This is a genomic window from Limisphaera sp. VF-2 (genome assembly GCF_049537125.1).
Classification (GTDB): Bacteria; Verrucomicrobiota; Verrucomicrobiia; order Limisphaerales; family Limisphaeraceae; genus Limisphaera.
Genome location: NZ_JBMVQY010000003.1, coordinates 438063 through 463666, shown reverse-complemented (window position 1 = coordinate 463666; position 25604 = coordinate 438063). Strand labels below are relative to the sequence as shown.

Genomic DNA, 25604 nt, shown 5'->3' with positions numbered 1-25604 from the left:
GGAGCCCGCAGTGCACGCGCCCTTCTGCAAACCCTCGGGCACCACGACCCTCCGGTCCGGGCCACGGAATCCCACTTTTGCTGTTGCCCGGTCGCGCGAGTGCATGGCAGGGTTTCGACCCGTCGAACCATGCGCACCAACCCATCTTTGCCCGTGCCACGCGCGGCCCTTTGGGCAGGGCTGGCATGGAGTTTGTATCTCTCGTGCCGGCTCGCCGGATCCGCCTCCGTGGTCTCTTTGGAAACGCTGCTCGACGAAATGGTGGATCGCGCTGCCCTGGCCCGTTGGCCCGATCCGCCCTACACCTGCCGGCAGGCCAGCAGCTATGACCGCGCCACGGTGGCCCCCGACCGGCCGGGATGGTTCGCCAACATGGACCGCAGCTTCTTTATCCGGCAGGAGCCGCGGGACGGACAAACCGAGTACGTTCTGATGGACGTCGAGGGCCCGGGAGCCGTCGTCCGGTTCTGGGCAACGTGGCACGGCCCCGGCGGCAAGAACTTTTCCAATGGCAAACTCCGATTCTATCTCGACGGCGCCCCATCCCCGGCCATCGAAGGCGCGATTTCGGAGATCCTGGACGGCGGAGGGCTGGTGGAAGGTCCCCTGTCCCAGGGCGTCTCACCCCGGACCCCGTACGAGCAGCGCGGCCACAATCTCTACCTGCCCATCCCCTACGCCAAGCGATGCAAAATCACGTACACCACCGACGCACCCATCGATCCCGGCGCCCACAAAGGGGAGGCCCTCTATTATCAGATCAATTACCGCAGCTACCCGCCGGGCACGCCCGTGCGAACCTTCGATCGCGGCCAGCTGGAAGCGCTCCGCGCCAAACTCGACAGCGTGCAGCGCCGTCTGTTGGCCTCTGGCGTGCAACCTCAGCCGGACTGGCAGGTTCACCAGGCCAGCGGACCGCTGTTGCCCGGGGAAACGCGGGTTCTGGAACTCAAACAGCCGGGGGCCATCCGCCAGCTCACCCTTCAACTGGAAGCCGAGGACCCGGAGCAGGCACTGCGTTCCACCATTCTCGAAATCGAGTTCGACGGCCGACGGACCGTGTGGTGTCCCGTGGGCGAGTTCTTCGGCCGCGGCTATCGTTCCGCCCCACACCGGACGTGGTACACCGAGGTCACGCCCGCCGGCGAGATGAGCTGTTTCTGGGTCATGCCCTGCCAACAAAGCGCCGTCCTCCGCCTCCGCAACCTCCGGCGCCAGAACATCCAGGTCCGTCAGTTCCGCGTCGTCACCAGTCCCTGGTCCTGGGACGATCGCTCGATGTACTTCCATGCCACCTGGCATCAGTTGACGAAGGCCCCGTCCTTCCGCGCCGGTGCCACCCAGCCCGGAGAAGGGGCTTACGACGTCAATTTCGTCACCATCCAGGGTCGGGGCGTATACGCGGGAGACACGCTCACCGTGTTCAACGGCACTGACGCCTGGTGGGGTGAAGGCGACGAAAAGATCTACGTGGACGGCGAGACGTTTCCTTCGCACATCGGAACCGGCACCGAAGACTACTACGGGTACGCCTGGTGCCGCCCGGAGTTCTTTGAGGCGCCGTTCCACGCCCAGCCGATCGGCGAGGGGAACTTTCATCCCGGCCTGACCGTCAACAGCCGATACCGCAGCCTCGACGCCATCCCGTTCCAGCGCTCGTTGCGATTCGACATGGAGCTGTGGCACTGGCGCAAAACCCGGCTCAACTATGCCCCCACCACCTTTTGGTATGCCCGTCCCGGTGCCCGTTGGAACATCGAGCCGGACCCGACCACGGCGGCCCTGCCGGTGGCCCGCCAACGAACCGACGTGGTGGAGATCGTGCGTGTCCCCGGAGCGCTCGAGGGCGAAGAACTGCGCCTGTTGGGAAAAACCGGCGGAGAAACGGAGGTCCAGATCATCGACGGCATCGGCTGGAGCAACGATGCCCAATTGTGGTGGAAGTTCGGCAAACCCGGCGACCAACTGGTGCTGGAGTTTCCCGTGGCCTCGGCGGGTCGTCACGAAGTCCTCGCCGGCCTCACCAAAGCTCCGGATTACGCCCGGGTGCGACTCGAGATCGCCGGCAAGCCGGCCGGAGAGTTTGATCGCTACCATCCCGGCGTGGCGCACGACCTCCTGTCGCTCGGCATCCACGAGCTGGCCGCCGGATCCCAGACACTGACGATCACCCTCGTGGGCCACCACCCGAAAGCCGAGCCCAAGGGAATGTTCGGCCTCGACTACCTGAAACTGGTGCCGCAACAACCTTGAGCCGATCCGCAGCGCTTTTCGGAAATCCAACCGCCTGTCTGCGTCGGCAGCGGCCCGCCGAGGAAAAGTGGGGCCGATCCTCCGCCTGTGCTGCGCCGCAGCCGCGCACCCGCGCATTCCCGAGCCGGTGGCGATCTCGAATCCGCGTCCCCTCGAAGGGAGCAGAAGCCGGAACGTTGCCCCTTCGCAGCCCCCAAAGGCAGCCGGCAACGGACGACCCCCTCCGGCAGAGCCTCAACCGGAGCTTGTGCGCGGTGGATTCCCGGCCCATGCTAAAAGCGTGAAGGGTTTTCTCCTCAGGGTGGTCACCGTGCTCCCGCTCCTGCTCTGGACCGGATGTTCGCGTCCCACCTCCTCGTCTGTCGACCGCACCGGCGGACCGTCCCGGGAATACGAGGTGCGGGGCGTGGTGCTGGAACTGAACCCGGCCCGCAGCAACCTGCTCGTCCGCCACGAAGAGATCCCCGGTTACATGCGGGCCATGACCATGCCATTTGCAGTTCGCGACACGAACCTGCTGACGGGCTTGTCCGTCGGCGACACCATCCGGTTTCGGCTCCGCGTCACCGACGACGACGGCTGGATCACGTCGCTGGAGAAGGTTGCTCCCGCCACGACCAACCGACTGCCCCTGACCGGGCCGTTTCGCGTCGTACGCGACGTGGACCCCCTGCAGCCCGGAGACCTTTTGCCTCCCTATCCGCTCACCAATCAATGGGGACAGGCCATCTCCACCACCAATTTCCAAGGCCGGGTCCTGGTCCTCTCTTTCTTGTACACGCGTTGTCCCTTTCCCACGTTCTGCCCGCGCACCATGCAGTTGCTGGTGCAGGCCCAACGCCGCCTGCGGAGCCTGGCGGATCCCTCGTTACGCTGGCACTTCCTGGTGGTGAGCTTTGACCCGGAGTTCGACACTCCCGAGGTGCTGCGGGCCTACGGCCAGACCCATGGGGCGGACACCAACCACTGCACGTTGGCCACCGGCGCGCTGATCGAGGTGACCGCTCTGGCGGAGCAGTTCGGGCTGACCTTCTGGCGCGAAGACGGTGGCTGGGCACACAACCTGCGGACCGCCGTGGTGGATCCAGAAGGCCGCATTCGACGCATTTTTCCAGGAAACGAATGGACGGCGGAGGAACTGGTCCAGGCCGTCCTCGAAGCCCACGATCCCCTCCGGCCAGCGGCGGATCCGGCGGCGCCCGGGCCCCCGACCCGCTGAACCCGCCGTCCCCAACGCCGTCGCCCGTGAAAGCGGCGAGGTTCCGGCAAAGTTTGTATTGGCAAGGCATGGAGCCTTGCCGCATTTTGACACTATCGAGACCGAGCTGGTGGGACGCTGATCGGCCCGCGCGCCCGGGACGTTTCCAGGTCGCGGTGCGAGCGAGTGTTGGATGTTGTCCCCCGCCCGGAAGCACCAAAGGTGTGCAAGAGGAAGGTCATGAAAGAACCGAACAGTGCATCGCCCGTCACACCGGATTCCCCGCCCCGAACTCTCTCGCGCCGCAGCTTCTTACGGCGCAGCGTGGCGTTGGCCGCCGCCTGTGCAGCACCGCAGATCCTGCCGCGCAGCGTCCTGGGCGCACCCGGCCGGCCGGGTGCCAATGAACGCATCGGCGTCGCCTTCATCGGCATGGGCCGCCAGGCGGGCAACCTGCTCCAGGGTCTGCTCCGGCTGCCGGAAGCGCAGCTGGTGGCCGTGGCCGACGTGAACCTGCCGCGTGCCCAGGCCGTCACCCAGAAGCACGGCGGCGAGGCCTATCAGGACTTTCGCCGGGTCCTGGACCGGTCCGACGTGGATGCGATCATCACCGCCACGCCGGAGCACTGGCGCGCCTACATCTGCATCAGTGCCTGTCAGGCCGGCAAGGACGTATACGCCGAAAAGCCGGTGTCGTTGACCATTCGGGACGGCCGCCTCATCGTCCAGGCCGCGCGCAAATACAATCGCGTCTTCCAAGTGGGCAGTCAGCAACGCTCCATGTGGGTGGACATCGAGGCCTGTCTGGCCCTGCGCCGCGGCGACTGGGGCAAAATCCAGAAGGTCTTGTACATGAACTACCCGACTCCCTGGGAATGCGCGTTGCCGGCCCAAAAAATCCCGGACGGACTCGACTGGGACATGTGGTGCGGCCCCACGCCGGTGGTACCCTACCACCAGGATCTCTACCTGCCCCGGGCCAATCCGGGTTGGTTGTCGTTCCGCCCCTACTCGGGCGGCGAGATGACCGGCTGGGGTTCGCATGGCTTCGACATGATCCAAATGGCGCTGGGGATGGACGAAAGCGGGCCGGTGGAGGTGTGGATCGAGGGCGAAAAACTGCAGCCGCCCGTGTACACCCAGCCGGAACCAAAGGACCGGGGCGACCGCATCTGCAGTGCGGCGCGCGTGTTCTTCAAGTACGCCAACGGCGTGGTGCTGGAACCCAGCGACAACCCCAAGCCGCCCGGCTTCGGCGCCATTTTCATCACCGACCGCGGTCAGTTCCGCGTGGATCGCGGCCGGGTCGAATCCGAACCGGAAGAGCTGGCCATCGAGCTGATGCGTCGTCGGCCGCGGGGCTTCAATGACGATCACCTGAAGAACTGGCTCGACTGCATCAAGACCCGGCAGCGTCCCAACGCGGACGTCGAGATCGGACATCGCTCCGCCACCGTCTGTCACCTGGGCAACATCGCCCGCTGGGTCGGTCGCCGCCTGCGCTGGGACCCGGTCCGGGAAATCTTCCCCGACGATCCGGAAGCCAACCAGTATCTCGAGCGCGAGCGCCGCAAGCCGTGGGTCCATCCGGAAAAGGTTTGAACCCCATGGAGAAGCCCCCGCCGGATCGCTTCGGGTCGCGCACTCGAAGCGTGTGGATCTCCGCCTGGACGGGCGCGGCGGCTCTCGGCGCATTTCTGCTCCTGGCGGCCTGCCGGCAAACCGCCCCCACCGACGCGGCGCCACCGGAGGTCCGTTTCCACGAAGAGCCGGCGCGCGGCCTTTTGCACGTGTGGATCGCCGGCCAACCCGCCCTCACCTACGTTTACGGACCGGAATGGGATCTGCCGCATTTCTACCCCATCTACAGCCCGGCCGGTCATTCCATGACCGTTCAGAAAACCGAGCCCTACCCGCATCATCGCTCCTTCTGGTTCGCGGACACGGTTCAACTGGCCGGCCACCGGAGCGCCTCTTTTTACAACGCCCTCTACTCCGGCCAGGGCGACCCCAAAAATCCGCAACCACCGTTCCGGGATCGCATCCGCCACAAATCCATCCAACTCCAGCAGCCGGGCCGCGGCCAGGGCCGATTGCACTGGGAGCTGGTCTGGGAAATGGACCATGGCCAAACCCCTGTGCTGGACGAATCGCGCCAGATGCGTGTGGTTGCCCTGGGAGCCGGAGAATACTTCCTCGACCTTGCCTTCGCCGTCACGGCGCGCTACGGAGCGGTGACCTTTCTCAGCGACGCCGCTCACTACGCCTGGCCCTATGTGCGCATGAACGACCGGTTCAACACCAACGGCATGGGCCGGCTGGTCAATTCCGAGGGAGGCATCGGACAGGCCGGGACCCACGAGCGCCCGGCCCGGTGGGTGGACTTCTCCCGCACCGGCGTGCCGGACGCAGAGGGCCTGGCGCTCTTCAGTCATCCCTCGAATCCGCAGCCCCACACCTGGCTGACGCGCGACTACGGCACCTTTGGTCCCCGCCGCGAAGCCGCTCGACACGGCAAACGCTTTACCCTGCCCCAGGGGGCCACGTTGCAGACGCGCGTCGGCGTGCTCGTTCACCGCGGCGATGTGACCCGCGGGCGCGTCGCAGAACGGTATCAGGCCTGGTGCGAAGGCCGGCTTTGAGCCTCCGCCAGCTCGCTCCTGGATCCTTCTGCGGCAACCGTCACCACGGATCCCCCAGACCGACGTGTTCCACCCGACAGCCCTCCGGGCCCACCGTCAGCAAGGCCACCGTGCGCGGCTGCCCGGCCCGAGGCCGGCCACAATAGCCCGGATTCAGAAACAACGCCCCGTGATGCCAGTTCCAATACGGCCGGTGCGTGTGCCCAAAGACCACGCCTTGAATCTCTCCCCGCGCGATCTCCTCCAGGAGCGCATCCCCGGGCCGTTGCGGATCCACGATGTGCCGCAGCAAAAACTTCATCTCCCCCGCCGCCACTCGTTCGGTCTCCCGCAACGGCATCCCCCAATCGTTGTTACCCAACACGGCCGTAACCGGCGCCAGCCGCTCCAGTTCTGCCAAAACACTCAACCGGCCCACATCGCCCGCATGCCAGATCGCATCCACTCCCGCGAACCACTCCAACACGCGCGGATCCAAAAACCCGTGGGTGTCTGACAGGATCCCGATGCGCATGAAACACACCCCGGAGGCGACCCGGCGCTTCGGTACCGGTGCGCCGCACTTCAACGGAGTTACCTCAGGCAGACTCTTTGGGCTCCAGCTCGGCCGGGGACTCCGACTCGGCCGGCGACGGCACCGGTTCCTTTTCCGCAGGCGATTCCGCCGGTGCCGTCAGCCTGGCCGCCACCGCAAACAACGCCGTGAACAATCCGCTGCTCAGGAGCGTGTTCCGGAAAAACTCCCACGTCGGCGGATAGCCATTGACGCCCAGGGTCAGTGCGCGCAGCCAGCCCTCGAGCGTCCGCGTATACTCCGGATTCCCGAAGGGATTGAACCACCACGAGGCCGTGTTGGTGATGAGGTAAAACAACACGGCCCCCAGGAGCCCGCCCCCCAGAAGCCACACCAGCGAACCCTGCGGCTGGAAGCAGCGCCCCAACAAAATCAGGGCGGCATAGGCAAGGTAATTCAACCCCAGCGCCGCGAAGGACGGGCCCGACAGCACCTCGTAACCCAATCCGAAATGGTAGTATGCCGTCAGGGCCAGGTCCGTCACCGCCAATGTGCCCAACGGGAGCCACCACGCCATGGCACCGGGGAAAAAGACGCCGGCACAAAACACAAAGGCGTACACCGCGCTGAAATTCGGCGGGAGCAGTCCCGGAACCCGCGTCAGCGCCAGGACCGCCGCAAACACCAAAGGCCAACCCAACTTGCGCATCCCGGCCGTCATCATATCCCCCGCCGCCGCCTTGACAAGCGGGCCGGCCCCGCGCGGGGTCCCCTCCCTCGAGGCCCCGCACCGGGCCCGCCGCTTCAACGCTTCTCCGCCGGCAGGACCTTCAGACGAATGTCCCGGAACTGTACCGTCATCGGCTCGCCCACGTGCAACTGGAATCCGAGCAACCCTTCGCGCGCCCCCCGCGGCGACTCATCGGTCACGTCCACGGTGAGATGCCCGTTGATGTAATGGCGAAGCCGGTTGCCCTCGGCAATGATCACGTACTCGTTCCAGTCGTTGCTGCGAATGGCCGCCTGAATCGCCGCCGCGTCTCCGATGCGCCCGGTGACCTCCTTGCGGTTCTCCGGAGTGAACCGTACCTGCTCGCCCCGCAGGGCCATGATGCCGCGCCCGCGTTCCTCGTACAGAATGCCGGAGTAGTTCGGGCCCGCGTCAATGTCGGCCTGATATCCCGCCAGCGCCACGTTCGTGCGGTCCACCAGCCGGCTTCGATACTGAATGCCCGAGTTGGCGAAGCCCTGGGGGTTGTTCGGCACGATGCGATAACGCAGGCGCAACTCGAAATCACGCACTCTTCCGCCGGTCCACATCAGAAACGTGTTGCCCGGGGCCGGTCGCTCCCGCGTGGTCCGACCCGTGATGGCCCCCTCTTCCACGCTCCAAAAACCCGGCAGGCCGTGCCAGCCGCTCAGGTCCCGCCCGTTGAACAGGGAGCGGAAGCCCGACTCGGGTTCCGCTCCGCTGACCGCGGCCCACCCAACGCCGATCATCCACAATCCCAGGCATCTCCACCAACAACGTGCCATCGCAAGTTCCAGGACTCTCATGACGCTCCGCACCGAGCCGAATCAAAAAAGCCGCATCTTCTCACGCCGAAGCCTTCCCGTTCCCCAGCACACGCCGCAAAAAGGCCAGGCCCTCCACCGCAATCTCGTCGCGGGTGGGCTCGATCTGACGCCAGATCGCCGCCGCCCGCGCCACCACTTCCACCTGTTGCGTGAAGGATTCGATCACCACGTCGCCGTCGTAACCGATGTCGCGCAGGGCCTGCGCAATCCCCACCCAGTCAATGTGGTCCTTGCCCGGCGTGCCGCGGTCACATCCGCAGGCGTGCAGATGGCCCAGCAAAGACCCCGCCTTCCGAATGGCCGCCGCCTGATTCTTCTCTTCGATGTTCATGTGAAACGTGTCGAGCATCACCTTCAGCGCGGGGCTGCCGACGTCGCGGACCATGGCCAGCGCCTGATCGCACGTGTTGATGAAGTCCGTCTCGAATCGGTTCAACGGCTCCAGACAGATCTGCACGCCCGCCTGCTCGGCGTGGCGGCACAACGTGCGCAGGTGCTTCACCACCGTGCGCCACTGCTGTCGGTACACCGACCGGGGCGTGGCCTCGGCCCGCCCCACCGCCGAATAGACCGGACCGATCACCGAACGCGCCCCCAACGTGACGGCCTGATCCACCAGCTTCATCAGGTACGTCAGGGCCGTCTTCTGCGCCTTCGGACTGCCCCGCAGGTCCCGATCCAACCCCAGACAAACACAAACGGACCCGCAGACCAACCCCTCCTCGTCCAAATGACGTCGGACATACGCCGGATCGATATGGGCCGGATCTTCCACGGGGATTTCAACCGTGTCGAAGCCCCACTTCTTGACCGTACGAAAGTGTCGTACGCTGCGGTTGGTGAACGGGGAGGTCAGAAGGAACGTGTTAATGCCGTATCGCATGGCGCCGGTCGGTTGCACTGGTTCGATTGGATCTTGCAAGGCCGGAGCCTACGGGGCAGGCCCCGGGCTGTCAAAGCCAATCCCCTCCCCCGAAATGCCGCCCGAATCTTTCGCGAGGAGTCCGCACGGTTTCTGAAGTGGGATTGGGAAGGCGGCCCAACGGAGTGCATCCCTCAAACGGCCGAAAGCGCCCGGTTCGGCGACGGGTCAGGCCAGCAATCATGGCTGGGCTATGCGCACGCTACTCATGACGATCCTGTCGAAGGACCGTGTCGATGCCCTTCTTGGCAGTGAAGCGGACGGGCTTGAAGGGGACGGCGGGGGCAGTGGCGCGCAGGGGTTCGCCGAAGGGGCCGCACTCGTAGCCAGCGGTCTCCGTGCCGGTGGACGCAGAGATCGGCCGCCCAATCTTCCCGTTGCGGTCGCAGGTCACAAAATGCGTTCCTGAAGCCGGAGCGCTCGCCAGCCGCACCCAGAGCAGACCATCCACGCCACCCGCACCATCCAGTGTTTTGCTCAAGTCCAATCCTCAAACGCAGGGGCGACGAAGCGCATTATTCGTTCCATTCAGATCCGCGATGGTCCGGCCAAACAGCATCGGGTTGCTCACCAACTTCCGGTCCTCCATAGCCCGCCAGACGTCGCTTTTCCAAAGGCGGGTGGTCTGCCGAATCCGACGACCCGGGCCGTCATACTGCCAGTCCACCCGCCGCCAGGATGCTGCCGGTGTGTCCCATCGGCTCTCGGCCTTCGCCAACCGACTCTCAGCGCCCCAAGTGGAGTTCCACCGCCCGTCGCTCGAGACGTTGCCAATCCGCAGCGTGGGTGAACGTTTCAGGCGTCCTGGACGCAAACACCTGGCCCCTGAGGTTGCTGAGCACGGATTGACCCGAACCGACCGGCGGCACCACCACGTCCGTGACGCCCGGCCAGACCGGATTGGCCGAATTGTTCACCGCCACTTCCGCCCGGAAGCAGCGCCCCTGGCGATGGCCCCGGATCGCATTAAGCGACACGCTGGCCGGGTTCGCCGCCTCGCCCGCCAGGATTACGAAGGCCGGTACAATACGATTGCAAGGTCGTCTGACAAAACACCTCGAGGCAGGCGACCTGTTCCGCTCACATCCAAGCCGGTTCCTTCCACTGCCTCCGCCACTCGGAGCGCTCGCCCCGCGCCAGCCCCTGGCGATAATCGGCTGCGCCTGCTGGCCATTGGAGGCCGGCAGCTGCTCTCCGGCACACCGTTTGCGTCGTTTACCCCTCACGACCAACGATGCGCCGCGCGGCAGTACACTCGCACCGGAAGACATCATCCGTCCCGGCCCCGTCAGGGAACGAACGACACCAGGGCCCGACTGCTTTTTTTCGGTAAGACCCGGGCCTGCGATGCCAAGAGCTCCGGGGCTTCCGTGTTTCCAACACCCCACCGACGCAGGGCTGCCGACCATGCCAGCGCTTTGCGTCGCCCGGGACTCCTTCCCACCCTTGCAACGGCACCGCCACAACAACTCACCCCCGGCCATCCCACAGCCCTCCTTCCAACTCGTTTACGTACTGGCGCACCTGGGTGGGCGTCCCCGTCCGCAACAGTGCCCGAAACTGCGAAATCCACTCCCGTGCTTCCGTCTCGCTCACATCGGCGAGTTCCAAAGCCCGCGCGAAGTGGTTCGCATCTGAAGCCACCCCGCCGTACCTGTAACAGAGGTAGCGAGTAGACAATCGACAAATCCCCAATTGCTTCTCAGCCGCCTTCTTCCCCTCCGCCGGTAACTCCTCCACACCGTACTTCTTGAGCAGTCGCGAGTAGTCTGTCTCCTCAATGGTCGTTTTGTACGTCCAACCGAAACTTTTCCACTCACGCTTGATGCAGGCGTTGGAGCTCTAAGAATACGTCAACTCGGGGGTCACCACCGGAAGGAACGCAACCGCGCTTACGATGAGTGCCGGGCACACGATACCCGGAGCAATCGCGACCATCCTCCATACGAGCCTGCTCGTGAGTCGGTTCGACTGCGTAGCTTGTCAGCCATTCTCTTGTCGCGTTTGAAAGGGCTCCAGTTCTCCGTGTCGAGGTGCATCAACGGTTCAAGGTCCCACGCGTTGTTATATCGACTCGGTACATTCTTGTCCTCTGCCCCCTGCCGATTCGTGAGTTCATGCAACATCGTGGAGTCTTGTTCATCGGCGCTCTGGTGGAACCACCTATTGCCCAAAGTGAGTGTATCGTCGTACCCCGGGACCGGCGAGTTCCAGGACTTTGCGCACTTCTCTCCCAAATCCCCGCGGTCGACTTCCAGATTCCAGCCCGGGTCTTCGGTCTCCCGGACCATGTCCTCCAGGATGCGCTCGACGTGTTCGAGATTCTTGATGCCCCGCCCGTACGCGGAGCTGGAACGCAGCGCTGACGGCTTGCGAATGTTGTCGTCCGTCTGCTTGATCCACGCCCAAGCCCTCTGCTTGACGCGCACGACGGAGTGCAAGATGGCCCGCTTCTCTGCGTGAGTGAAACTGCCTTCCCACTCGGATTCGTACTGCCCGAGCGGATCCAGGGCGCTCAGGGGATGGTTGCGCACGTCCCGGCAGCGATTCTTGCCCGCGCTCTGCACACCACCAGATCGCCGCCCCATAATTGCAAAGCCCTCCGCCTCGAGGGGATCGCGGCTGAGCCAGCGCCCCGGGTGGGCAAGTAAACGCGGTATTCGTACCGGACCAGACCCGTCGCGTGGTCCAACCGCTTGGTCGAGAACCGGAAGAGGTTTTCTTTGGCCACTGCACCCGTTACACGCATCGGTTCGCCAAACGGACCGTATTCGTAACGGGCAGTCTCACCGCCCTCAGGAGCCGATATCAGCGCTACGACGTTGCCATTGCCATCCTCACCGCGGAAATGCGCGCCAAGAGCATCGCCCGTGTGCTGCTTCACCCACAACAAGCTGCCCACGCCACCGGCGCCGTCCATCATCCCGCTCAAGTTCCGCCCCCAGACGCAGCTCCGCCACAGCGCGTGGTTCGTCGCGTTCAGCTCCGCCGTGTGCCGGCCGAACCACGCCGGATCGCTACCGAATCTCAGGTCCTCCGTCACCACCCAGACCCTGTTGCTCAACGCACAGCTCCTCTGCCGGATGCGCCCGCGGAGCGCATCGTACGCTCCGTCCACCCGACGCCAACTGGCCCGGTCCGCCGCTCGGGAGCTCATCACCCGCGCCCGCCGGTTGTCCTCGTCCCAACGCTGGATCCACCGCCCCTCGCCTTCAAGGTTGCCACCCCCGTCGCGAACGACAGAGGCGAATTTCCGTTTTTGAGCCCTGGATGCAGGCAGCCGCAACTACGGCTTCGCTGAGCCTTCGAAACCGGGGAGGTCCGAGGTCTCACCGAGCTTTCGGGGATGTCCGAAGCCTGTAATGCGCCCTTCGTTTTGAGGCGGGACGTCTGCCGGCTTGCCGGGTGGCCCCGCTGGCCTAGACTGGTCCGATGAAGGCAGAAAGAGGTGCCTTCGTCCGACCAAGAGATGCAGACCGGTTCAACAAGCCGATTGCCCTGGGTGCTCAGCGGCATCCTGGCCGTGGCGTTGTGCGCCCTCGGGGCATGGCACCTGCACCAGGTCGCTTTGGCCCGCAGCTGGAGGGCTCAACTCCGGGAGCAACACCAGCTGCTCGTCGAGCTGGAAACACTGCGACTCGAAAACGAGAGGCTTCGTGCGGCCACCGCGGCCGCCACGAATGAGTCATCCGCGGAAACGACCCGTGAATTGCTGCGTCTCCGGAGCGAGGTCACCCAGATGCGAAAGCAACTGGCCGAGCTCGAAACCTTGCGCGCCGCCAATGCGCGGCTGCTGCAGGCCCTCCAGAGCACGCCGCAGCTGTCGCCCACCCAGATGGCTCACGTGGTCGCGGCCCGCAAACAGGGGGCGATCCTCGGCGTGCTGATTCAACCCGCGCCGGCCGGACAAAGTGGCGTGCTCGTGGCCGGCTTCGATCCGCAGTCGCCCGCCGCCACCTCCGGCCTGCAGCCGGGGGACCTGATTTACGCGCTGGACGGCCGGCCCATTCCCAACGCCGGGGTGTTGCAAGCCGAAATGCTGACCCGCACTCCGGGCGAGACCGTGGTGGTGGATGTGCTCCGGAGCAACACCCCCATGCGATTCCACGTCCGCACCCGCGCCTTCCCCGCCACTCCGTGAGTGGCCGGGTTGGCCTGCGCGAGGTGGCGAGGCCCCCGGCGCAGGGAGCCGACCCCGCCTCGGTCAATCCGTCACGGGGATCCTGCGCGGCTGCAACTCCTGGGCCTTGGGCAAAGTGAGTCGGAGCAGACCCTGCTCGATCCGGGCGGTCACCCGACTGGTGTCCAGCATGGGATCCAGCTCGAACACCCGGCGGTATTCCAGCCCGGCATCCCGCTCTCGCAGGACAAACCGGCCGTCCACCGTCTCCGGCACGCGCCGACCATGAATGGTCAGTTCGTGCCCTTCCAGGGTGACTTCGAGCCCATCGCGATTCACCCCGGGCATTTCGGCCTCGATGACAAACTCCGTGGGTGTTTCGTAAATGTTGACGGCCGGCATTGCCCATTTCCGACGCGCGCCGGTCCGACTCACACGCCCCTCCGAAATCACCGTCCCTTTCATGGCATCCCCTCCGCTCTGAGCCGTTGGATTCAGTTCCATAGAGCCTCCCATGCCTCAGTCCGTTTGCACCTGGATCTGCTTTGGCCGGGCCTCTTCGGCCTTCGGCAACACAACCTCCAGCACCCCGTCTCGATAGCGAGCCGTGATCTGGTCGGCAGCCACCGGGACGGGCAGCGCGACCGTTCGCTGAAAGCGCCCGAACACTCGCTCGGCCCGATGCATTTGCGCCTGATTCAGCTTCTCGTCGGGTCGGACCTCCCCGGAGACCGTCAGGCATCCGTCGTGGAGGGTGACGTTGATGTCCTCTTTGCGCATTCCGGGCAGGTCCACCCGGACCAGGAGCCGGTCCGTCTCCTCTATGACATCCACGGGCGGTGCAAAGTCGCCCAACAGACTGGAGGTGTTCCCCACAGCGGCAAAGGCCGCGTCCAAGAGTCGGTCCATTTCCTCTTGCAGACTTTGCAGTTGCTCCCACAACGGCATCGTCCGCCGTTCCATTCGCTTCATCTGCAGGTTCATAGGCTGGTCAATGCAATGGTTCGTCACACGCCATTTCGCTCCATAGCCGGTTCGATGCCACAGGACACGCCACCGACCAACATCTTGATAATCAACATGATACGAGTTATTTCACAACGAAACCCGTGCGACGTCCTGTGCTATTTCGTCGCTTCATCCTATCCCTGAAGAGAACGCGAAGCGCCATTATGGCACAGTGGGTGCGGTTGGCCCTTCAGATTCGAAGGGCCAACGAAGGGAGGATTCGTCGTGCTGGCTGCTGAGCTTGCCCGACCAACAGCTAGAGTCGCAGCTCCCTGGATCATGCCCAAGGAGCCGGGGGTTCCTTGCGGGAAAAAGAGCCACGGGCTCTCAAAGCACCGGCACAAGTCGTTGATTGGGAAGGACGGTCCTTCCAAGCAAAAACCCACCTCCATCCGCGTGGGATGTGACCGCGGCAGGTCTTGCCTGGATGGTCATGGCTCGAGACCCGACTGTCTCGTCGTGCTTTCGGTCTCCACGAGGATGGGCCAGGGGTGCCCCCGGCGCGATTCCTTGAAATCGGCCCGCCGGCAGATCCTGTCGGTGCAGGACCGTTTCCCGGGGAAATGCCGCCAGCCCTGCGACGCATTGCGCGGCCGGCGACGAGTTCTCAGTGCCCGGTCAAGCACCGCCCACTGTCCGCACCGGCGCGATTCGGAAGATCGCACCCTGCGGCTGGTTGGGTACGTATTCAATGTCCCATCCATGGGCCAGGACAATCTGCCGAACCACCGCCAGGCCCAGGCCGGTCCCCTTGGGATGGGTGGTGAAGTAAGGTTTGAAAATCTCGGTGCGATGCTCGGGCGGCACGCCGGGGCCGTTGTCGCGAACCTCCAGGGCAATTTGCGAAGGGCCGATTCGCACCGCGGCGACTTCGATGCGTCCGCCGACCGGCACGGCCTGGATGGCGTTCAACAACAGATTGAACAACGCCTGACGGAGGAGCTGTTCGTCCGCTTCCACGGCCGGAAGACTGTCGTAATGCAGTTGCACCTGTTTGTCTTCCAAATCGTGACCGAGCGTGCGCCGCAGTTCTTCCAACACGCGTGACAGCGCCACGGTGGATCGCCGCACCTCCCGCGGCCGGGAGTAATTGATGAATTCGTTGAGTTGTGCGGTCACGCGGTCGGCCTCTTCGATGATTTGTCGTGCTTTTGCGCGGAAGGATTCCGGCAGGTCATGTTCCTGGGAGAGCAGTTGAGCGGTCGTGCGGATGATGTTGAGGGGGTTTTTGGTTTCGTGGGCCAGGCCGGCGGCCACGAGGTTCATTTCCTGTAACTGTCGGTTGATGGCGGCTGCACGGGCCAGACGCACTTCCAGATCGGCCGTTCGCAGCAGGTTTCGCCAGGCCAACCCGAAGGCCAGGCATGCCAGGGTGGCAAAGAAGGCGATGACACTTCGCTGCCAGAGGTCCTGGCGACAATGCTGCACCATGTTGGCGGTGGACAACATTAACACAAAGCTGTGCAGCCCCTGGCGACGGATGGCCTCCTGGTACTCCTCCTCGCTCATCCAGAAGGGGCGGCCGAAGGGCGGCCGGCGATCCCCCCGGGACCGGCGGTTGCGGGAGCGATCCTCATCGCGGTCGGCGGGGCCGGTTCCGTCGCGCGGCGGCGGGGGAGTCGGGACCACCGACGGCGGGGGCGGGCCCGGACGCGGCTGGGGTCTGCCCTCGGCCTCGGACGACGGGGGGCCCGGGCGATCCCGGCCGAAGGGAGGCAGTTCATCCCGGGGCAGCACCAGGGTGGGGTGAGGCGGCTCGGGCTCGGCCGTGAGATTGGTCCCCAGGTCCACCAGGTTCATGAGGGCCACGAAGTTTGGACCCCAGTGCTGGCCGGTGGGGACCAGTCCGCGGAGCTCGAAATCGATGGGAGTGCCGGCAGAGGCGACGACCTCGCCCGCGGCGTTCAGCATCGCCACTCCCATCAACTCATCCGGTTTGACCAGCTCCTGGAGAGTCGACTCGAGCCGATCCTTGGGGATGATTCCGAACCGGCGCTGGGACCGGAGCACCACGCCCAGCGTGGTGGAAATGTCCTGAGCCCGCCGAATGAGCGCCTGCCGCGCGTTGTGCCGGACCCGTTGATGCTCGGCCGCCTGCCAGGCCAGCAGGCCCAGCCAGGCCAGCAGGAGCAATCCGTACACCCATCGGCTTTGCCGGGTGGGATCCATGCGCAGGCCGCGACTTCAACGAACGCCGGATCCGGAAGACTTCACCGGCAGACTGTCCAGGAACCGGTTCAACTCCGGTTCGTTGAAGGCCCTGGGGAGGGTCTCGGAGCCGGTGCGCTCCCGATCGGAGACCATGATCAGCTCGGTCGGATCCTTGATGATGTAAGGGGTCAGGAAGATCAGAAGCTCGGTCTTGGCGTCGTTCTGCACCTTGCGTTTGAAGGCATGGCCCAACAGCGGAATGTCGCCCAGGATGGGCACCTTGCTTTCCGTGGCCATCTTGCTTTTCTGCATGAGCCCGCCAATGACCACCGTCTGGCCGTTGGGCGTGACGACCACCGTGTCCGCGGAGCGGATGTTGATGACCGGTGCCGCTGCGGCGGCGTTGGTGCCGGAGGCAATGGCCACGCTTTGCTCGGACAGGGCCGAGATCTCCGGGGAGATGATCATCTCCACCAGATCCTCCGAAGTGATGAAGGGCGTGACGCGCAGGATGATGCCCACGTTCTCATAAGTGATGGAGTTGATCTGGTTGCCGAAGTTGTCGTAGCGCGTCGCGGTGATGAGGGGCACTTGTTGGCCCACGACGATCACCGCTTGCTGATTGTTCCGCGCCAGGATGGTCGGGCGTGACAACACTTCCAGTTTCCCGCCCTCGGCGATGGCGCGCAGGGTGACTTCCCAATCGGCCCCGAGGAAGCCGAAGTTCAGGGCGCCACTGGTGGGCCCACCGGTCAACGCCCGGAATGCCTGGTCGACGGTCATGGTGGTGTTGCCTCCGATGTTCTTGGTGCGGCTGCCCTGAATGCCGAAATCGAAGCCATCCCGGTAGGTCGCCTCCAGGAAGGTCACCTTGATGAGGACCTGCGGTTTGGGTCGATCGAGATTGGAGATGACCTGGCTGACGGCCTCGGCGGTTTCCTCATCCGTGATGACGATCAGCCGTCGTGTCTCCGGGTCGCTGGTGACGATCGCCTCCCCCACGGCGGTGGGACTGGGGTATCCGCCCGTGCCCAGTCGGGCACCCCCGGTGGCGGCCCGAGCCGCAGTGGTCCGGGTTGTGGTCGTCGCGCGCTGCTGGGCTTGGCCCCAGAGGTCCGCCGCGCAGGCCAAAAGGAGGAAACCGCTGCACAAACGAAGAAGCGTGGAGGTGCGCATGGCCAATCGTCCCTTTCCCATCCCAACTGTGCGGTTCGAGTCCGGCCCGTGTCATCGGAGCCCCTGGCCCCGCACGCCGCCGCCGGTGGTGGTGCCGAATCCCTGGTTGAACGTCTGCTGATTCAGCATCTGCTCTTCACGGGCCTCCAGGGCACTGCGATTCTGCGTGGTGGAGGTCCGGCGGGTGTTCTGACCTTCGAAGAGTCCGCGCACAATTTCCTCCGCGCGGCCCGGCTCGGCGTTGCGGAGGTCGTACACGAAGACCTTCTGCTTGCGGGCCGGGTTGCTGTCGAGTTGCTCGATCATGTTGGCGATCTGCGGCATCAGCTGTCGCGAGGCCGTGACCACCACGGAGCTGGTGCGCAGGTCGGCCACGGCGATCACGCGGCTTTGTTTGCGGACCCGTTCGCTGGGCGTGTTCGCATTGGCCGCCTGATTGCCGGGGAAGCCGGGCGGGCCAAAGAAGCCGAACCGGCGCCCGCCGCCCGCGGTGTTCTGGGTGGTCTCGTCCGGGAACAGACTGGTAATCAAATCGGCCATTTCCTGAGGGTCCGAGTGTCGCAGCGTGAAGACCCGGATCTCGGTGAGGTCCTCGACGTCCACGTCCACGGCGGCCACCAGCTCCTCGATGGTCGGCATCAGATCCTCGGGTGCACTGACCACCAGGGAGTTGCTGCGCTCATCGGCCGTGGCCACCACGCGACTGGCCCCGGGTCGCCCTTCGGTGGCAGCCTGTCCCTCCCCGCCGCCTCCACCGCCCGGACCGCCGCCCCGCATGAAGGCGAAAAACCGCGCCCGCGGATCCAGACCGCGCATTGTGGAGGTGTCATTGGCAAACACCTCCCGCAACACGTTGGCCACGGTTTTGGCGTCCGCATAACGCAGGGCAAACACTCGCACCGCCGAGAGAGCCGATACGCTGGTGTCGAGGGCCTTGATGATCTCGGCCAGCCGCCGAACATTGGCCTGGGTATCAGTGATGATCAGGGCGTTGCCCCCTTCATTGGCAGCCAGGGTCGCCGTGCTGGGGATCAACGGGGCAAGGTCGCGGCTCAGTTGCACCGCATTGATGAACCGGACCGGAATGATCTGGGTCACGATCTGGTCGTTCTTCGGGATGGATTCTGGATCGGCGCCCCGGCGCACGGGAATGTCCCGTTTGCGCGCCTCCTCCCGGCTGACCACGGTCAGGGTGCGTCCCTCCCGCAACACGGCATACCCGTTGCGTGCCAGCGCCTGGTTGAGCACCTCGATGGCCTCATCCTTGGTCAGGGGCTGATTGCTCCAAACGTCCACCCGACCGCGGACGTCCACTTCCGGCACGATGATGAACCCGGCGGCTTCGCTGAGGTAATTCAGCACCAGCTCCAGTGGCGCATTGCGGAAGTTCAAGCGCAGGCCGCGCTCGCCATCCGCCACCACATGGGTCGGCGGTGGGGAGACCTCCATCGGCGGCGGCTGGCTTTCCCGGGCCGTCGGCGGGGCAGGCTGAGTTTCCGGTGCCGGAGCAGCTTGCGGCTCCGGCGGAGCCGGCGCCGCCGTCGGGGGTGCGGCGGAGGAGTTTCCGCCCGTAGCGGTGTTGGTCGCCTCTTGGGCCCGCAGCGCCCCTGCGAGGAGCGCGACGACCGTCACAAGGATGGGGATGAGCGTTTTCATTGTTCCTCTCGGGCTCGACGTTCCATCAATCTGCGCAAAACTTCCGCGGCTTCCGCGCTGACCGCCGGTGCGCTGGCGGCGGCGGACTCGCGTCCGCTGCCCGGCTCGACCGGGCCGGATGGCTCGGCGGCCGGCAAGCCCACCGCCTCGGCCAGGCGCCATTCGCCCTCGTCTTCCCGGCGCAGGGCCCGGCCCACGGGCAGTTCCCAGCGCTGTGTGTCCTGCACAACATACACCTTGTCGAAACGGATTTCCTCCACCGTCAGCCCCGCCACGCGGCCCCCCGGCCGCACCGCCTGCCGGAACTGCCGGTCCGATCCGTCGAAGAAGGCGATGCGATTGGTCCCCGCCTCCAGGGTGCCCACCAGGGCAAGCGTCTCGACCCGCGCCGGCCGGCGGGTTGCGCGGGCGGGATTGACCCGGCCCCCGGAACGCGAGGCATTGAAAATGTTTCGCTCCGCGATGATGCGAAAGGCGCTCAGATCCGGCACACCGCCGCTTCGGCTTCCCCCGCCCTCCCTCTCCGCGGGGTGCCCTTCGCCGGTCGACCCGTCGGCGGAGCGGGCCGTCGATCCCGCCTCGCCACCGAACCCGGGAGCAACCAGTAACAGGCCGAGGCTCACACCCAGCGAAGCCACCCAGTGCGGGATGCTCCGCTGGCGCCGCCGCGCCGAACCGCGCATGTCGGGCCCCGCACCCGGCAAGACTGGCAACCGGAAACTCATCGTCGGTTTGTGCGTGTCACTGCGTTGGAAACCAACCCGCTTACCTGCAGTCCCAGCGAAAGCTGGCTGCCCGTGTCGTCCCGCGTGCTCAACTCCAGGGCATCCACTTTGACCGCCAGCGGGTCACGCTCCAACTCGTAAAGAAAGCGCGCAAGCGCGGCGAGACTGCCCGCTGCCTCGACCCGGCATTCCAGGGTCTGCACGTTGCCCGCTCCCGGCCGCCATTGCGGGCGAACCGACGTAATGGTCACCTGAGCGGCCCCAGCCCATCGTTCGAACGCGCGCAGCACCTGGCTCTCCGCGGTCGAGGGCTCGGCCGCCAGCAGATTGGTCACCATCGATTGCCAGCGCGACCGCAGGGCCGCTTCCCGCTGCAGCAACAAGCGTCCCTGCTGCACGTCGCTTCGCAACCGGGCGATGCGCTCCGATCGGACCTTCCACGCGCGCGTCAGCGGCGTCACCACAAACCAGTCCAGCACCAGCAACCCCACCGCGGCCGCCGCCCCAAGCGCAAGCCATTGCTGTCGTCGGAGTCCGTTCATGATCCGGCCCGCTCCCTCCACTGCAGATTGAACGTAAACTGAATCGGCGCGTTCCCCCGCATCTGCTCCACCTGCACCTGCCCCACCTCGGGAAATGCCCGCAGCCGATCCAGCGTCCGCAGCAGCGCGGCCTGATCCCGCGCCGTGCCCGTGCACAGAACGCGTCCGTTGTCTCGCAATTCCACCGTCCTGGCCGAGACGGTTCCGTCCTCCGGAAACGCCTCGGTGAGCCGTTTCAAAACCGTCAGGCTCCGAAACGAGTCATCGAACCACGGGCGATACTCGCGGATCCTTGCCTGGACCCATTCCAACTCGGCCACCGGCTGTTGAATCCGCCGCCATTGATGCTCCCAATACCACAACTGGATCTGCTGCACTAAAAACGCACCTGCCACCAGGCCGTTCACACATCCGGCCACCAGTCCCGCCGTGGCGAGCCGACGCGAGGCATATCGGGAGCGCAACTGTTGCCAGACACTCACTCGAGGCGGCAGGAACTCGGCCAGCGGCGCCCGACCGGCCAGCGCCCGACCGGCCAGCGCCACCACCACCGAGGGCGCCAGACCCGCAGGAATCCGGCATCCCCACAACTCCTCGGGCAGCGAACGCGTTTGTTCCACCCGCAACCCCATCCCCGCCAGCGGCTCGACCAGCGCTTCCGCCACTTCCTGGGCCGCCTCCGACCGCCCCCAAACCCGCACCTTTTGCAGCTGCTCCTGAATCTCCGTCGGCAACTGCCCGATCGTGATCCGGAGTTCCCGCATGACGTCCTCCTGGGCGAACTGCCGAGCGGCTCCTTCCTGCACAAAGGCACCCTCGATGGTGCGAAGGGCGACCAGGGCGTTCCCCACGCTCACCTGGACATGCAACCGCTCCCCCGCCGGCCAAAGAGCAATCACCCCCGGCGCGTCGCCCGGCTCCAGCGCCGCCAACGCGCAGAGACCCGGGGACAAACTCAGCGGCCGCAGCTGTGCCGCCTGCAACGTCGCCTCCCAACGCGCCACATATTCGCGGCTCACCGCCAAAACCATCCCGAAGACGCCGCCGCTCGGCAGGGATCCCCGTGTCGTCGCCACCTGCAATTCCTCCAGCGGCAAGGGCAACGTGCGCTCCGCTTCCAACAGCAGAAAGCTGTCCTGATCCTCCGGGGGCACCTCCGGCAGCGGCATACCCATGGTCAGGACGTGCTCCAACGGCAGGTCCACCACACAGATGCGCGTTCGCACTCCGGCTGCCTCCAGGTGCTGGCGAAGCTCCCGCCCCACCAACTCGGGCTCCGCCGTCAACGGATCCAGCGCCAGAGACGCCTGGACCGTCTGCCGGATTTCCAGGCGATCGTGGACGCGTTCGACCACGGCCCCCTCCAACTGTCCGGCCTCCAGCGACAACCCCAACAGCCGGCGGGGCGTGCCCCGACGCGTTTCCCACCAGCCCTGCCATTCGGCAGGCCACTGCCGCACACGATTCAGCCACTCAGGGCGAGGAGCATTCATTGGTGTCTCCAGGGCAAATTCCCACTCTCCACCCGCGCACGGGCCTCGCGCATCGATTCCAAATCCCGCCAGATCCGGGCGCCCAGGGCCCAGCCCAGGTGCGTGAGATCCCGCCGATACCGCAGGACCGGCAGGCCTTCCGTGGCGTCGAATACCATGCGGACCCGCCGATACCCCCGATCCCGCCGGCCCAGCGCGACCACGTCAGCGCTGTACACCGAACTGCGCGCCGTCAGCCATGGGCCCGCCTGCAGGGCGCGCTCCCGACCCAACACGTCCACCACCCAGGCGAACGAGGCCCGTGGATTTGGATTGGCCATGCGATACGCCACCAGCGCCGCGGCTCCATCCGCTTCGATCCCCGGCACGCAGGCCAGCACCACCTCGCTGGCCGTGTTTACATTGATCAACCCCTCCACCACCCCGTTGGTCGTCGTCAGCCACGGATACACCAGATCGAACTCCTCCGGGGTCATCCCGCTGCGGACATAAAACTCCATCAAATTCGTAAAGACCGGCGCTCCCGCGCCGCCGCCCGGGCCGCCGGGTCCTCCTCCGCTCCCCGGCCCGCCTCCCACGCTGATGCGCAACAGAATCTGATTGGCCCGCTCGACACCGAATTGGGACTGCAACAGTGCCGCCAGCGACTCCCGCTCGTTGACGTTCGTGCGGCCCACGCCGGATTCGCGACTCCAGACCGTCACGTACTCCAAAAGCCCGGGCTGGAGCCGACCGTCCCGATTGTCCCACGGCAGGCTTGCGTCGCCGTCGTTCTCGTTCGGGTCCAGGATCCCGTTGAGATTCGCGTCCTCCCCATACAGCAGTGCCGGCGTCATTCCATGAACCAGCCGCAGCTCCTCCACGGACTCGAACGGCGCGTTCTTACAACGATAGGGCGGGTTCAAACGCAGGTAGATCTCGTCCTCGGCCCCGTTGGGTTCCGGCTCGCGATCGGCGTCCCGCCAATCTACGATGGCCGCCGCCAGCTCCGGGGTCATGTTGGTCAGGCGCTCCAGCATCTCGCGCGTGGCGGTGTTCAGATTCAGCCGGGAGGCTTCATCCACCAGCCCGAAGGCCGGCAAATCCCCGAGAAACACGCTGTCACTGCGGCCGAGCAGCCAGAATTTGGCCTCTCCCACGGGCACATCCTCGCACTGTTGCGGCAACAGGTCCGGGGCCAGACCCGGTTCTTCCACCGTGGCCAACAGGTTGCTCACATGCAGGAGGGCCCCCTGGATGGCCAGTTCGGCCTGCAGGCCGGCCACGCGATGTTCCGACGCCCGCAGCTCCAGCCCCATGGATGCCGCGAAATACAACGCCAGGGCCACCAACCCAAAGGCAATCCACAGCACGATGATCAGCACCGAGCCGTGCCGGCGCGGCCAGCCGCGGCAGCCTGACCGCTTCGTCATCATACGGCCCCTCCCGTCAGTACGTCGGCCCGGTTCGTCTGCGGCCGCACCCACACGGGGATGACCAGTTCGATCGGTGCGGGGGCCACGGACCGATCGCGTTCCGGCACCCGTGCAATCCGCACCCGAATGGCCAGGGGCAATCCCAACGGCTGCACCGTCGAGTCCCACACGGTCAGCCACTGGGCCCCGTCAAAAAACTCGAACTGGACGTCCTCCACACCGCTCAGCAGGTATTGCAGTTCCGGCGGCTCGGGATAGGGGGCCAGGAGGTTCCGCGTCACCGCACGCACCAGTTCCAACCCCTCGCTCTGATTGGTGGGCGGCACCAGCCCGTACGCCACCTTTTGCACCTCGGCCCACGGACGAAACTCATCCACGACGGCGCTGGCGGAATAGAAATCCGGACTCACCCGCCGCACTCCCAGGGCCACCAGGGGATCCGTGGCCGCGTTGGTCGTCTGCGGCACGCTTTGGAGAGGGCCGAAGAATGTCCCGCCGGGCGGCACCAGGTTCTGCAGGTCGCGCCGCAGCAGCGCCACCGTCTGCTCCAGGGGCACGGCTTCGTCCACGGCCCGGCTCGTGCGATTCCGCAATTGCACCGCCCCAAAGAACACGCTGTGCATGGCCAGCAGGACCACCGCAAAGATCGCCACGGCAATCAACAATTCCATCAGCGTGAATGCCGCCGACCCGACCCGTTCCCCGCCCTCGTCAGGACGCGGCCCCCCGGCCCCCCGGGCGCGCAGTTGGATGGTCCAGCGGTTCATTGGCTCACGTCCACCAGCGTGCTCAGCACCACGTCCGACTCCTGCTCCTGCACCGGGAAACGCACGCGGACGGTCAGGACGCGCAGGTTGCCCTCCCACCAGGAATCCAGGCGGCTTTCCCACTCGAACACCTGCCAGCCCTCCACCGCCTGGCCGCTTTGCACACCCCGGCGCCATTCGCCCGTCACCATCAATTCATTCAGCACGCGCTCGGCCACGCGCGCCGCGGCCGCGCGACGCATCCCCCACTGCCCGGCCAGACTGGCAATGCGCACCCCTTCCACCGCCACCGGAATCACGATCGCCATGAACACCAGGGCGGCCAAAACCTCGGCCAGGGTGAACCCGGCGCAACTTCTACCGTGCGGATGCCGGCACTTCATACGTCTCCATCTCATAGGCCAGCCGGTTGCGTGTGAGCCGCACCACCGCCACCGTTTCATCCGTGTCGGTCTCCTGCACGAACCGAATGCGCTCCGGACTTTCCAGCCCCGGGAAGCCCTCCGGTGTGAATCGGATCACCAGACGCCGGTCCGGGCGCCGAGCGGTGAGGATGCCGTCCAGCCCGAGACCCGTGGTCTGCGGCAGGTCCACTTCCAACCGAAGGCTTTGGTCCATCTCGTAAACGCGCGCCTGCGGGTCCGGCTCACCGAAGGTCACCTCCGCCTCCAGGCCATATCGTCGATTCTCCGGATCCATCCACAGGATCATCGGCATGCCCTCCGCCACCGCCCGGCTCTGTCCGTAACGGGTCAACGCCAGAAACCGACGGGCCTCTTCCTCCACTTTGCGACCGTGGAAGAACCGCGCCAGCGACGGGGCCGCCACCCCGAGCACAATCGCCAGCACCGCCAGCACGAGGATCAACTCGATCAACGTGAACCCCGCTGCGGGCCGGGCCCCGAGTCCCCGGAGGGGGAACGCCTTGAGGGGCCTTCGCGAACCCCGGGACGTTCCCAAGCAGGACCGCGCCTCAGCGACCGCCGCTGCTGGTTTGCCAGTTGGTGATGTCATCATCCGTATTCGGGCGCCCGTCCGGTCCCATCGACATCAGATCGTATCCATTGGGGTTGTTCCGGCCGGGGCATTCGTAAACGTACGGGTTCCCCCACGGGTCCAGCGGGATCTCCGTCGCCCGCAGATAGGGGCCTTTCCAATTGGGCGCGTCGCGGGGCTGGATGATGAGGTCTTTGAGTCCCTCGCTGCCCCTGGGGTAGTACCCGTTGTCCACCTCGAATGCGTCCAGCGCCGTGGCAAACGTCGCCAGCTGCGTCCGCGCGGCCGTGATGCGCGCCTGCTGGGTGCGCCCGGCGAATTTGGGCACGACGATCGCCGCCAGAACGCCCAGAATCACCAGTACCAGCAGCAGTTCCACCAGGGTGAAGCCGGCGCGTCCGCGGCGCCGCCGATCTGCGCTTGTGCTGTTCCATTCCATAGGGGTCTT

General features: G+C 65.6%; 27 protein-coding genes. 5 read left to right on the top strand and 22 right to left on the bottom strand.

The annotated features are described in order from the left end of the window. The first annotated feature begins 129 nt into the window (after positions 1-129). The 4 genes from ACPDIT_RS11805 to ACPDIT_RS11790 all read left to right on the top strand — a co-directional run bounded on the left by ACPDIT_RS11805 (position 130) and on the right by ACPDIT_RS11790 (position 6093). Positions 130-2253 (top strand): glycoside hydrolase family 172 protein, encoded by a 2124-nt coding sequence (locus ACPDIT_RS11805; RefSeq protein WP_423443715.1) that lies wholly within the window; start codon positions 130-132, stop codon positions 2251-2253. A 280-nt stretch (positions 2254-2533) separates the two neighbouring features. Next, a complete protein-coding gene (locus tag ACPDIT_RS11800; protein WP_423443714.1) occupies positions 2534-3472 on the top strand; it encodes an SCO family protein in 939 nt (312 codons plus the stop codon). 219 nt (positions 3473-3691) lie between these two features. Further along, positions 3692-5053, top strand: a complete 1362-nt coding sequence (locus ACPDIT_RS11795; RefSeq protein WP_423443712.1) for a Gfo/Idh/MocA family protein — start codon at positions 3692-3694, stop codon at positions 5051-5053. Between the two features lie 5 nt (positions 5054-5058). Beyond that, on the top strand, positions 5059-6093 hold the full coding sequence (locus ACPDIT_RS11790; protein ID WP_423443711.1) for a DUF6807 family protein: 1035 nt from the start codon (positions 5059-5061) through the stop codon (positions 6091-6093). A gap of 40 nt (positions 6094-6133) precedes the next feature. On the opposite strand, the gene ACPDIT_RS11785 is transcribed toward ACPDIT_RS11790, so the two are convergent. From ACPDIT_RS11785 to ACPDIT_RS11745, 9 genes are all read right to left on the bottom strand, one after another. Then, positions 6134-6607 carry a metallophosphoesterase family protein gene (locus ACPDIT_RS11785; RefSeq protein WP_423443709.1) on the bottom strand — a complete coding sequence of 158 codons (474 nt, stop codon included), beginning with the start codon at positions 6605-6607 and terminating at the stop codon, positions 6134-6136. 64 nt (positions 6608-6671) lie between these two features. After that, positions 6672-7316 carry a DUF6580 family putative transport protein gene (locus tag ACPDIT_RS11780; RefSeq protein WP_423443707.1) on the bottom strand — a complete coding sequence of 215 codons (645 nt, stop codon included), beginning with the start codon at positions 7314-7316 and terminating at the stop codon, positions 6672-6674. Between the two features lie 95 nt (positions 7317-7411). Next, positions 7412-8164 carry a 3-keto-disaccharide hydrolase gene (locus ACPDIT_RS11775; protein ID WP_423443705.1) on the bottom strand — a complete coding sequence of 251 codons (753 nt, stop codon included), beginning with the start codon at positions 8162-8164 and terminating at the stop codon, positions 7412-7414. 40 nt (positions 8165-8204) lie between these two features. Continuing rightward, positions 8205-9068 (bottom strand): sugar phosphate isomerase/epimerase family protein, encoded by an 864-nt coding sequence (locus tag ACPDIT_RS11770; protein WP_423443704.1) that lies wholly within the window; start codon positions 9066-9068, stop codon positions 8205-8207. 241 nt (positions 9069-9309) lie between these two features. Beyond that, positions 9310-9588, bottom strand: coding sequence for a hypothetical protein (locus ACPDIT_RS11765; protein WP_423443702.1), 279 nt, complete (start codon positions 9586-9588; stop codon positions 9310-9312). 244 nt (positions 9589-9832) lie between these two features. After that, positions 9833-10084, bottom strand: a complete 252-nt coding sequence (locus ACPDIT_RS11760; RefSeq protein WP_423443701.1) for a hypothetical protein — start codon at positions 10082-10084, stop codon at positions 9833-9835. A gap of 493 nt (positions 10085-10577) precedes the next feature. Further along, positions 10578-10847: a hypothetical protein gene (locus ACPDIT_RS11755; protein WP_423443699.1), complete on the bottom strand. Its 270-nt coding sequence runs from the start codon at positions 10845-10847 to the stop codon at positions 10578-10580. A 152-nt stretch (positions 10848-10999) separates the two neighbouring features. Then, a complete protein-coding gene (locus ACPDIT_RS11750) occupies positions 11000-11641 on the bottom strand; it encodes a hypothetical protein (protein ID WP_423443697.1) in 642 nt (213 codons plus the stop codon). Next, on the bottom strand, positions 11623-12264 hold the full coding sequence (locus ACPDIT_RS11745; protein WP_423443695.1) for a hypothetical protein: 642 nt from the start codon (positions 12262-12264) through the stop codon (positions 11623-11625). Before ACPDIT_RS11745 ends, ACPDIT_RS11750 begins: the two co-directional genes overlap by 19 nt. A gap of 312 nt (positions 12265-12576) precedes the next feature. On the opposite strand from ACPDIT_RS11745, the gene ACPDIT_RS11740 reads away from it, so the two are divergent. Next, positions 12577-13248: a PDZ domain-containing protein gene (locus ACPDIT_RS11740; RefSeq protein WP_423443694.1), complete on the top strand. Its 672-nt coding sequence runs from the start codon at positions 12577-12579 to the stop codon at positions 13246-13248. A 63-nt stretch (positions 13249-13311) separates the two neighbouring features. On the opposite strand, the gene ACPDIT_RS11735 is transcribed toward ACPDIT_RS11740, so the two are convergent. From ACPDIT_RS11735 to gspG, 13 genes are all read right to left on the bottom strand, one after another. Continuing rightward, entirely contained in the window at positions 13312-13731 is a 420-nt protein-coding gene (locus ACPDIT_RS11735) for an Hsp20/alpha crystallin family protein (protein ID WP_423443692.1), read from the bottom strand. Positions 13732-13746: 15 nt separating this feature from the next. After that, a complete protein-coding gene (locus tag ACPDIT_RS11730) occupies positions 13747-14199 on the bottom strand; it encodes an Hsp20/alpha crystallin family protein (protein WP_423443690.1) in 453 nt (150 codons plus the stop codon). Between the two features lie 654 nt (positions 14200-14853). Next, a complete protein-coding gene (locus ACPDIT_RS11725) occupies positions 14854-16404 on the bottom strand; it encodes a two-component system sensor histidine kinase NtrB (RefSeq protein WP_423443688.1) in 1551 nt (516 codons plus the stop codon). Positions 16405-16419: 15 nt separating this feature from the next. Next, positions 16420-17562: a type II secretion system protein GspD gene (locus tag ACPDIT_RS11720; protein ID WP_423443686.1), complete on the bottom strand. Its 1143-nt coding sequence runs from the start codon at positions 17560-17562 to the stop codon at positions 16420-16422. Between the two features lie 51 nt (positions 17563-17613). Further along, positions 17614-19218 carry a secretin N-terminal domain-containing protein gene (locus tag ACPDIT_RS11715; RefSeq protein WP_423443684.1) on the bottom strand — a complete coding sequence of 535 codons (1605 nt, stop codon included), beginning with the start codon at positions 19216-19218 and terminating at the stop codon, positions 17614-17616. Continuing rightward, a complete protein-coding gene (locus tag ACPDIT_RS11710; RefSeq protein WP_423443682.1) occupies positions 19215-19943 on the bottom strand; it encodes a hypothetical protein in 729 nt (242 codons plus the stop codon). The genes ACPDIT_RS11715 and ACPDIT_RS11710 overlap by 4 nt, the downstream gene beginning before the upstream one ends. After that, entirely contained in the window at positions 19940-20485 is a 546-nt protein-coding gene (locus ACPDIT_RS11705) for a GspMb/PilO family protein (protein WP_423443680.1), read from the bottom strand. The genes ACPDIT_RS11710 and ACPDIT_RS11705 overlap by 4 nt, the downstream gene beginning before the upstream one ends. Continuing rightward, positions 20482-21978, bottom strand: coding sequence for a hypothetical protein (locus tag ACPDIT_RS11700; protein WP_423443678.1), 1497 nt, complete (start codon positions 21976-21978; stop codon positions 20482-20484). The genes ACPDIT_RS11705 and ACPDIT_RS11700 overlap by 4 nt, the downstream gene beginning before the upstream one ends. Next, positions 21975-23393 carry a hypothetical protein gene (locus ACPDIT_RS11695; protein WP_423443676.1) on the bottom strand — a complete coding sequence of 473 codons (1419 nt, stop codon included), beginning with the start codon at positions 23391-23393 and terminating at the stop codon, positions 21975-21977. Before ACPDIT_RS11695 ends, ACPDIT_RS11700 begins: the two co-directional genes overlap by 4 nt. Next, positions 23390-24160 (bottom strand): type II secretion system protein GspJ, encoded by a 771-nt coding sequence (locus ACPDIT_RS11690; protein WP_423443674.1) that lies wholly within the window; start codon positions 24158-24160, stop codon positions 23390-23392. The genes ACPDIT_RS11695 and ACPDIT_RS11690 overlap by 4 nt, the downstream gene beginning before the upstream one ends. Further along, positions 24157-24543: a type II secretion system protein gene (locus tag ACPDIT_RS11685; RefSeq protein ID WP_423443672.1), complete on the bottom strand. Its 387-nt coding sequence runs from the start codon at positions 24541-24543 to the stop codon at positions 24157-24159. The genes ACPDIT_RS11690 and ACPDIT_RS11685 overlap by 4 nt, the downstream gene beginning before the upstream one ends. Continuing rightward, a complete protein-coding gene (locus ACPDIT_RS11680; protein ID WP_423443670.1) occupies positions 24518-25174 on the bottom strand; it encodes a pilus assembly FimT family protein in 657 nt (218 codons plus the stop codon). Before ACPDIT_RS11680 ends, ACPDIT_RS11685 begins: the two co-directional genes overlap by 26 nt. Then, positions 25134-25595, bottom strand: coding sequence for a type II secretion system major pseudopilin GspG (gspG, locus tag ACPDIT_RS11675; protein ID WP_423443669.1), 462 nt, complete (start codon positions 25593-25595; stop codon positions 25134-25136). Before gspG ends, ACPDIT_RS11680 begins: the two co-directional genes overlap by 41 nt. Positions 25596-25604: the final 9 nt, after the last annotated feature.

Bases quoted from the DNA above. Each gene is read 5' to 3' on its own strand.
- ACPDIT_RS11805 (WP_423443715.1), top strand. From the start codon at position 130: ATGCGCACCAACCCATCTTTGCCCGTGCCACGCGCGGCCCTTTGGGCA.
- ACPDIT_RS11795 (WP_423443712.1), top strand. From the start codon at position 3,692: ATGAAAGAACCGAACAGTGCATCGCCCGTCACACCGGATTCCCCGCCC.
- ACPDIT_RS11790 (WP_423443711.1), top strand. From the start codon at position 5,059: ATGGAGAAGCCCCCGCCGGATCGCTTCGGGTCGCGCACTCGAAGCGTG.
- ACPDIT_RS11785 (WP_423443709.1), bottom strand. From the start codon at position 6,607: ATGCGCATCGGGATCCTGTCAGACACCCACGGGTTTTTGGATCCGCGC.
- ACPDIT_RS11780 (WP_423443707.1), bottom strand. From the start codon at position 7,316: ATGCGCAAGTTGGGTTGGCCTTTGGTGTTTGCGGCGGTCCTGGCGCTG.
- ACPDIT_RS11775 (WP_423443705.1), bottom strand. From the start codon at position 8,164: ATGAGAGTCCTGGAACTTGCGATGGCACGTTGTTGGTGGAGATGCCTG.
- ACPDIT_RS11770 (WP_423443704.1), bottom strand. From the start codon at position 9,068: ATGCGATACGGCATTAACACGTTCCTTCTGACCTCCCCGTTCACCAAC.
- ACPDIT_RS11745 (WP_423443695.1), bottom strand. From the start codon at position 12,264: ATGAGCTCCCGAGCGGCGGACCGGGCCAGTTGGCGTCGGGTGGACGGA.
- ACPDIT_RS11740 (WP_423443694.1), top strand. From the start codon at position 12,577: ATGCAGACCGGTTCAACAAGCCGATTGCCCTGGGTGCTCAGCGGCATC.
- ACPDIT_RS11735 (WP_423443692.1), bottom strand. From the start codon at position 13,731: ATGGAACTGAATCCAACGGCTCAGAGCGGAGGGGATGCCATGAAAGGG.
- ACPDIT_RS11730 (WP_423443690.1), bottom strand. From the start codon at position 14,199: ATGAAGCGAATGGAACGGCGGACGATGCCGTTGTGGGAGCAACTGCAA.
- ACPDIT_RS11725 (WP_423443688.1), bottom strand. From the start codon at position 16,404: ATGGATCCCACCCGGCAAAGCCGATGGGTGTACGGATTGCTCCTGCTG.
- ACPDIT_RS11720 (WP_423443686.1), bottom strand. From the start codon at position 17,562: ATGCGCACCTCCACGCTTCTTCGTTTGTGCAGCGGTTTCCTCCTTTTG.
- ACPDIT_RS11715 (WP_423443684.1), bottom strand. From the start codon at position 19,218: ATGAAAACGCTCATCCCCATCCTTGTGACGGTCGTCGCGCTCCTCGCA.
- ACPDIT_RS11710 (WP_423443682.1), bottom strand. From the start codon at position 19,943: ATGAGTTTCCGGTTGCCAGTCTTGCCGGGTGCGGGGCCCGACATGCGC.
- ACPDIT_RS11705 (WP_423443680.1), bottom strand. From the start codon at position 20,485: ATGAACGGACTCCGACGACAGCAATGGCTTGCGCTTGGGGCGGCGGCC.
- ACPDIT_RS11700 (WP_423443678.1), bottom strand. From the start codon at position 21,978: ATGAATGCTCCTCGCCCTGAGTGGCTGAATCGTGTGCGGCAGTGGCCT.
- ACPDIT_RS11695 (WP_423443676.1), bottom strand. From the start codon at position 23,393: ATGATGACGAAGCGGTCAGGCTGCCGCGGCTGGCCGCGCCGGCACGGC.
- ACPDIT_RS11690 (WP_423443674.1), bottom strand. From the start codon at position 24,160: ATGAACCGCTGGACCATCCAACTGCGCGCCCGGGGGGCCGGGGGGCCG.
- ACPDIT_RS11685 (WP_423443672.1), bottom strand. From the start codon at position 24,543: ATGAAGTGCCGGCATCCGCACGGTAGAAGTTGCGCCGGGTTCACCCTG.
- ACPDIT_RS11680 (WP_423443670.1), bottom strand. From the start codon at position 25,174: ATGACATCACCAACTGGCAAACCAGCAGCGGCGGTCGCTGAGGCGCGG.
- gspG (WP_423443669.1), bottom strand. From the start codon at position 25,595: ATGGAATGGAACAGCACAAGCGCAGATCGGCGGCGCCGCGGACGCGCC.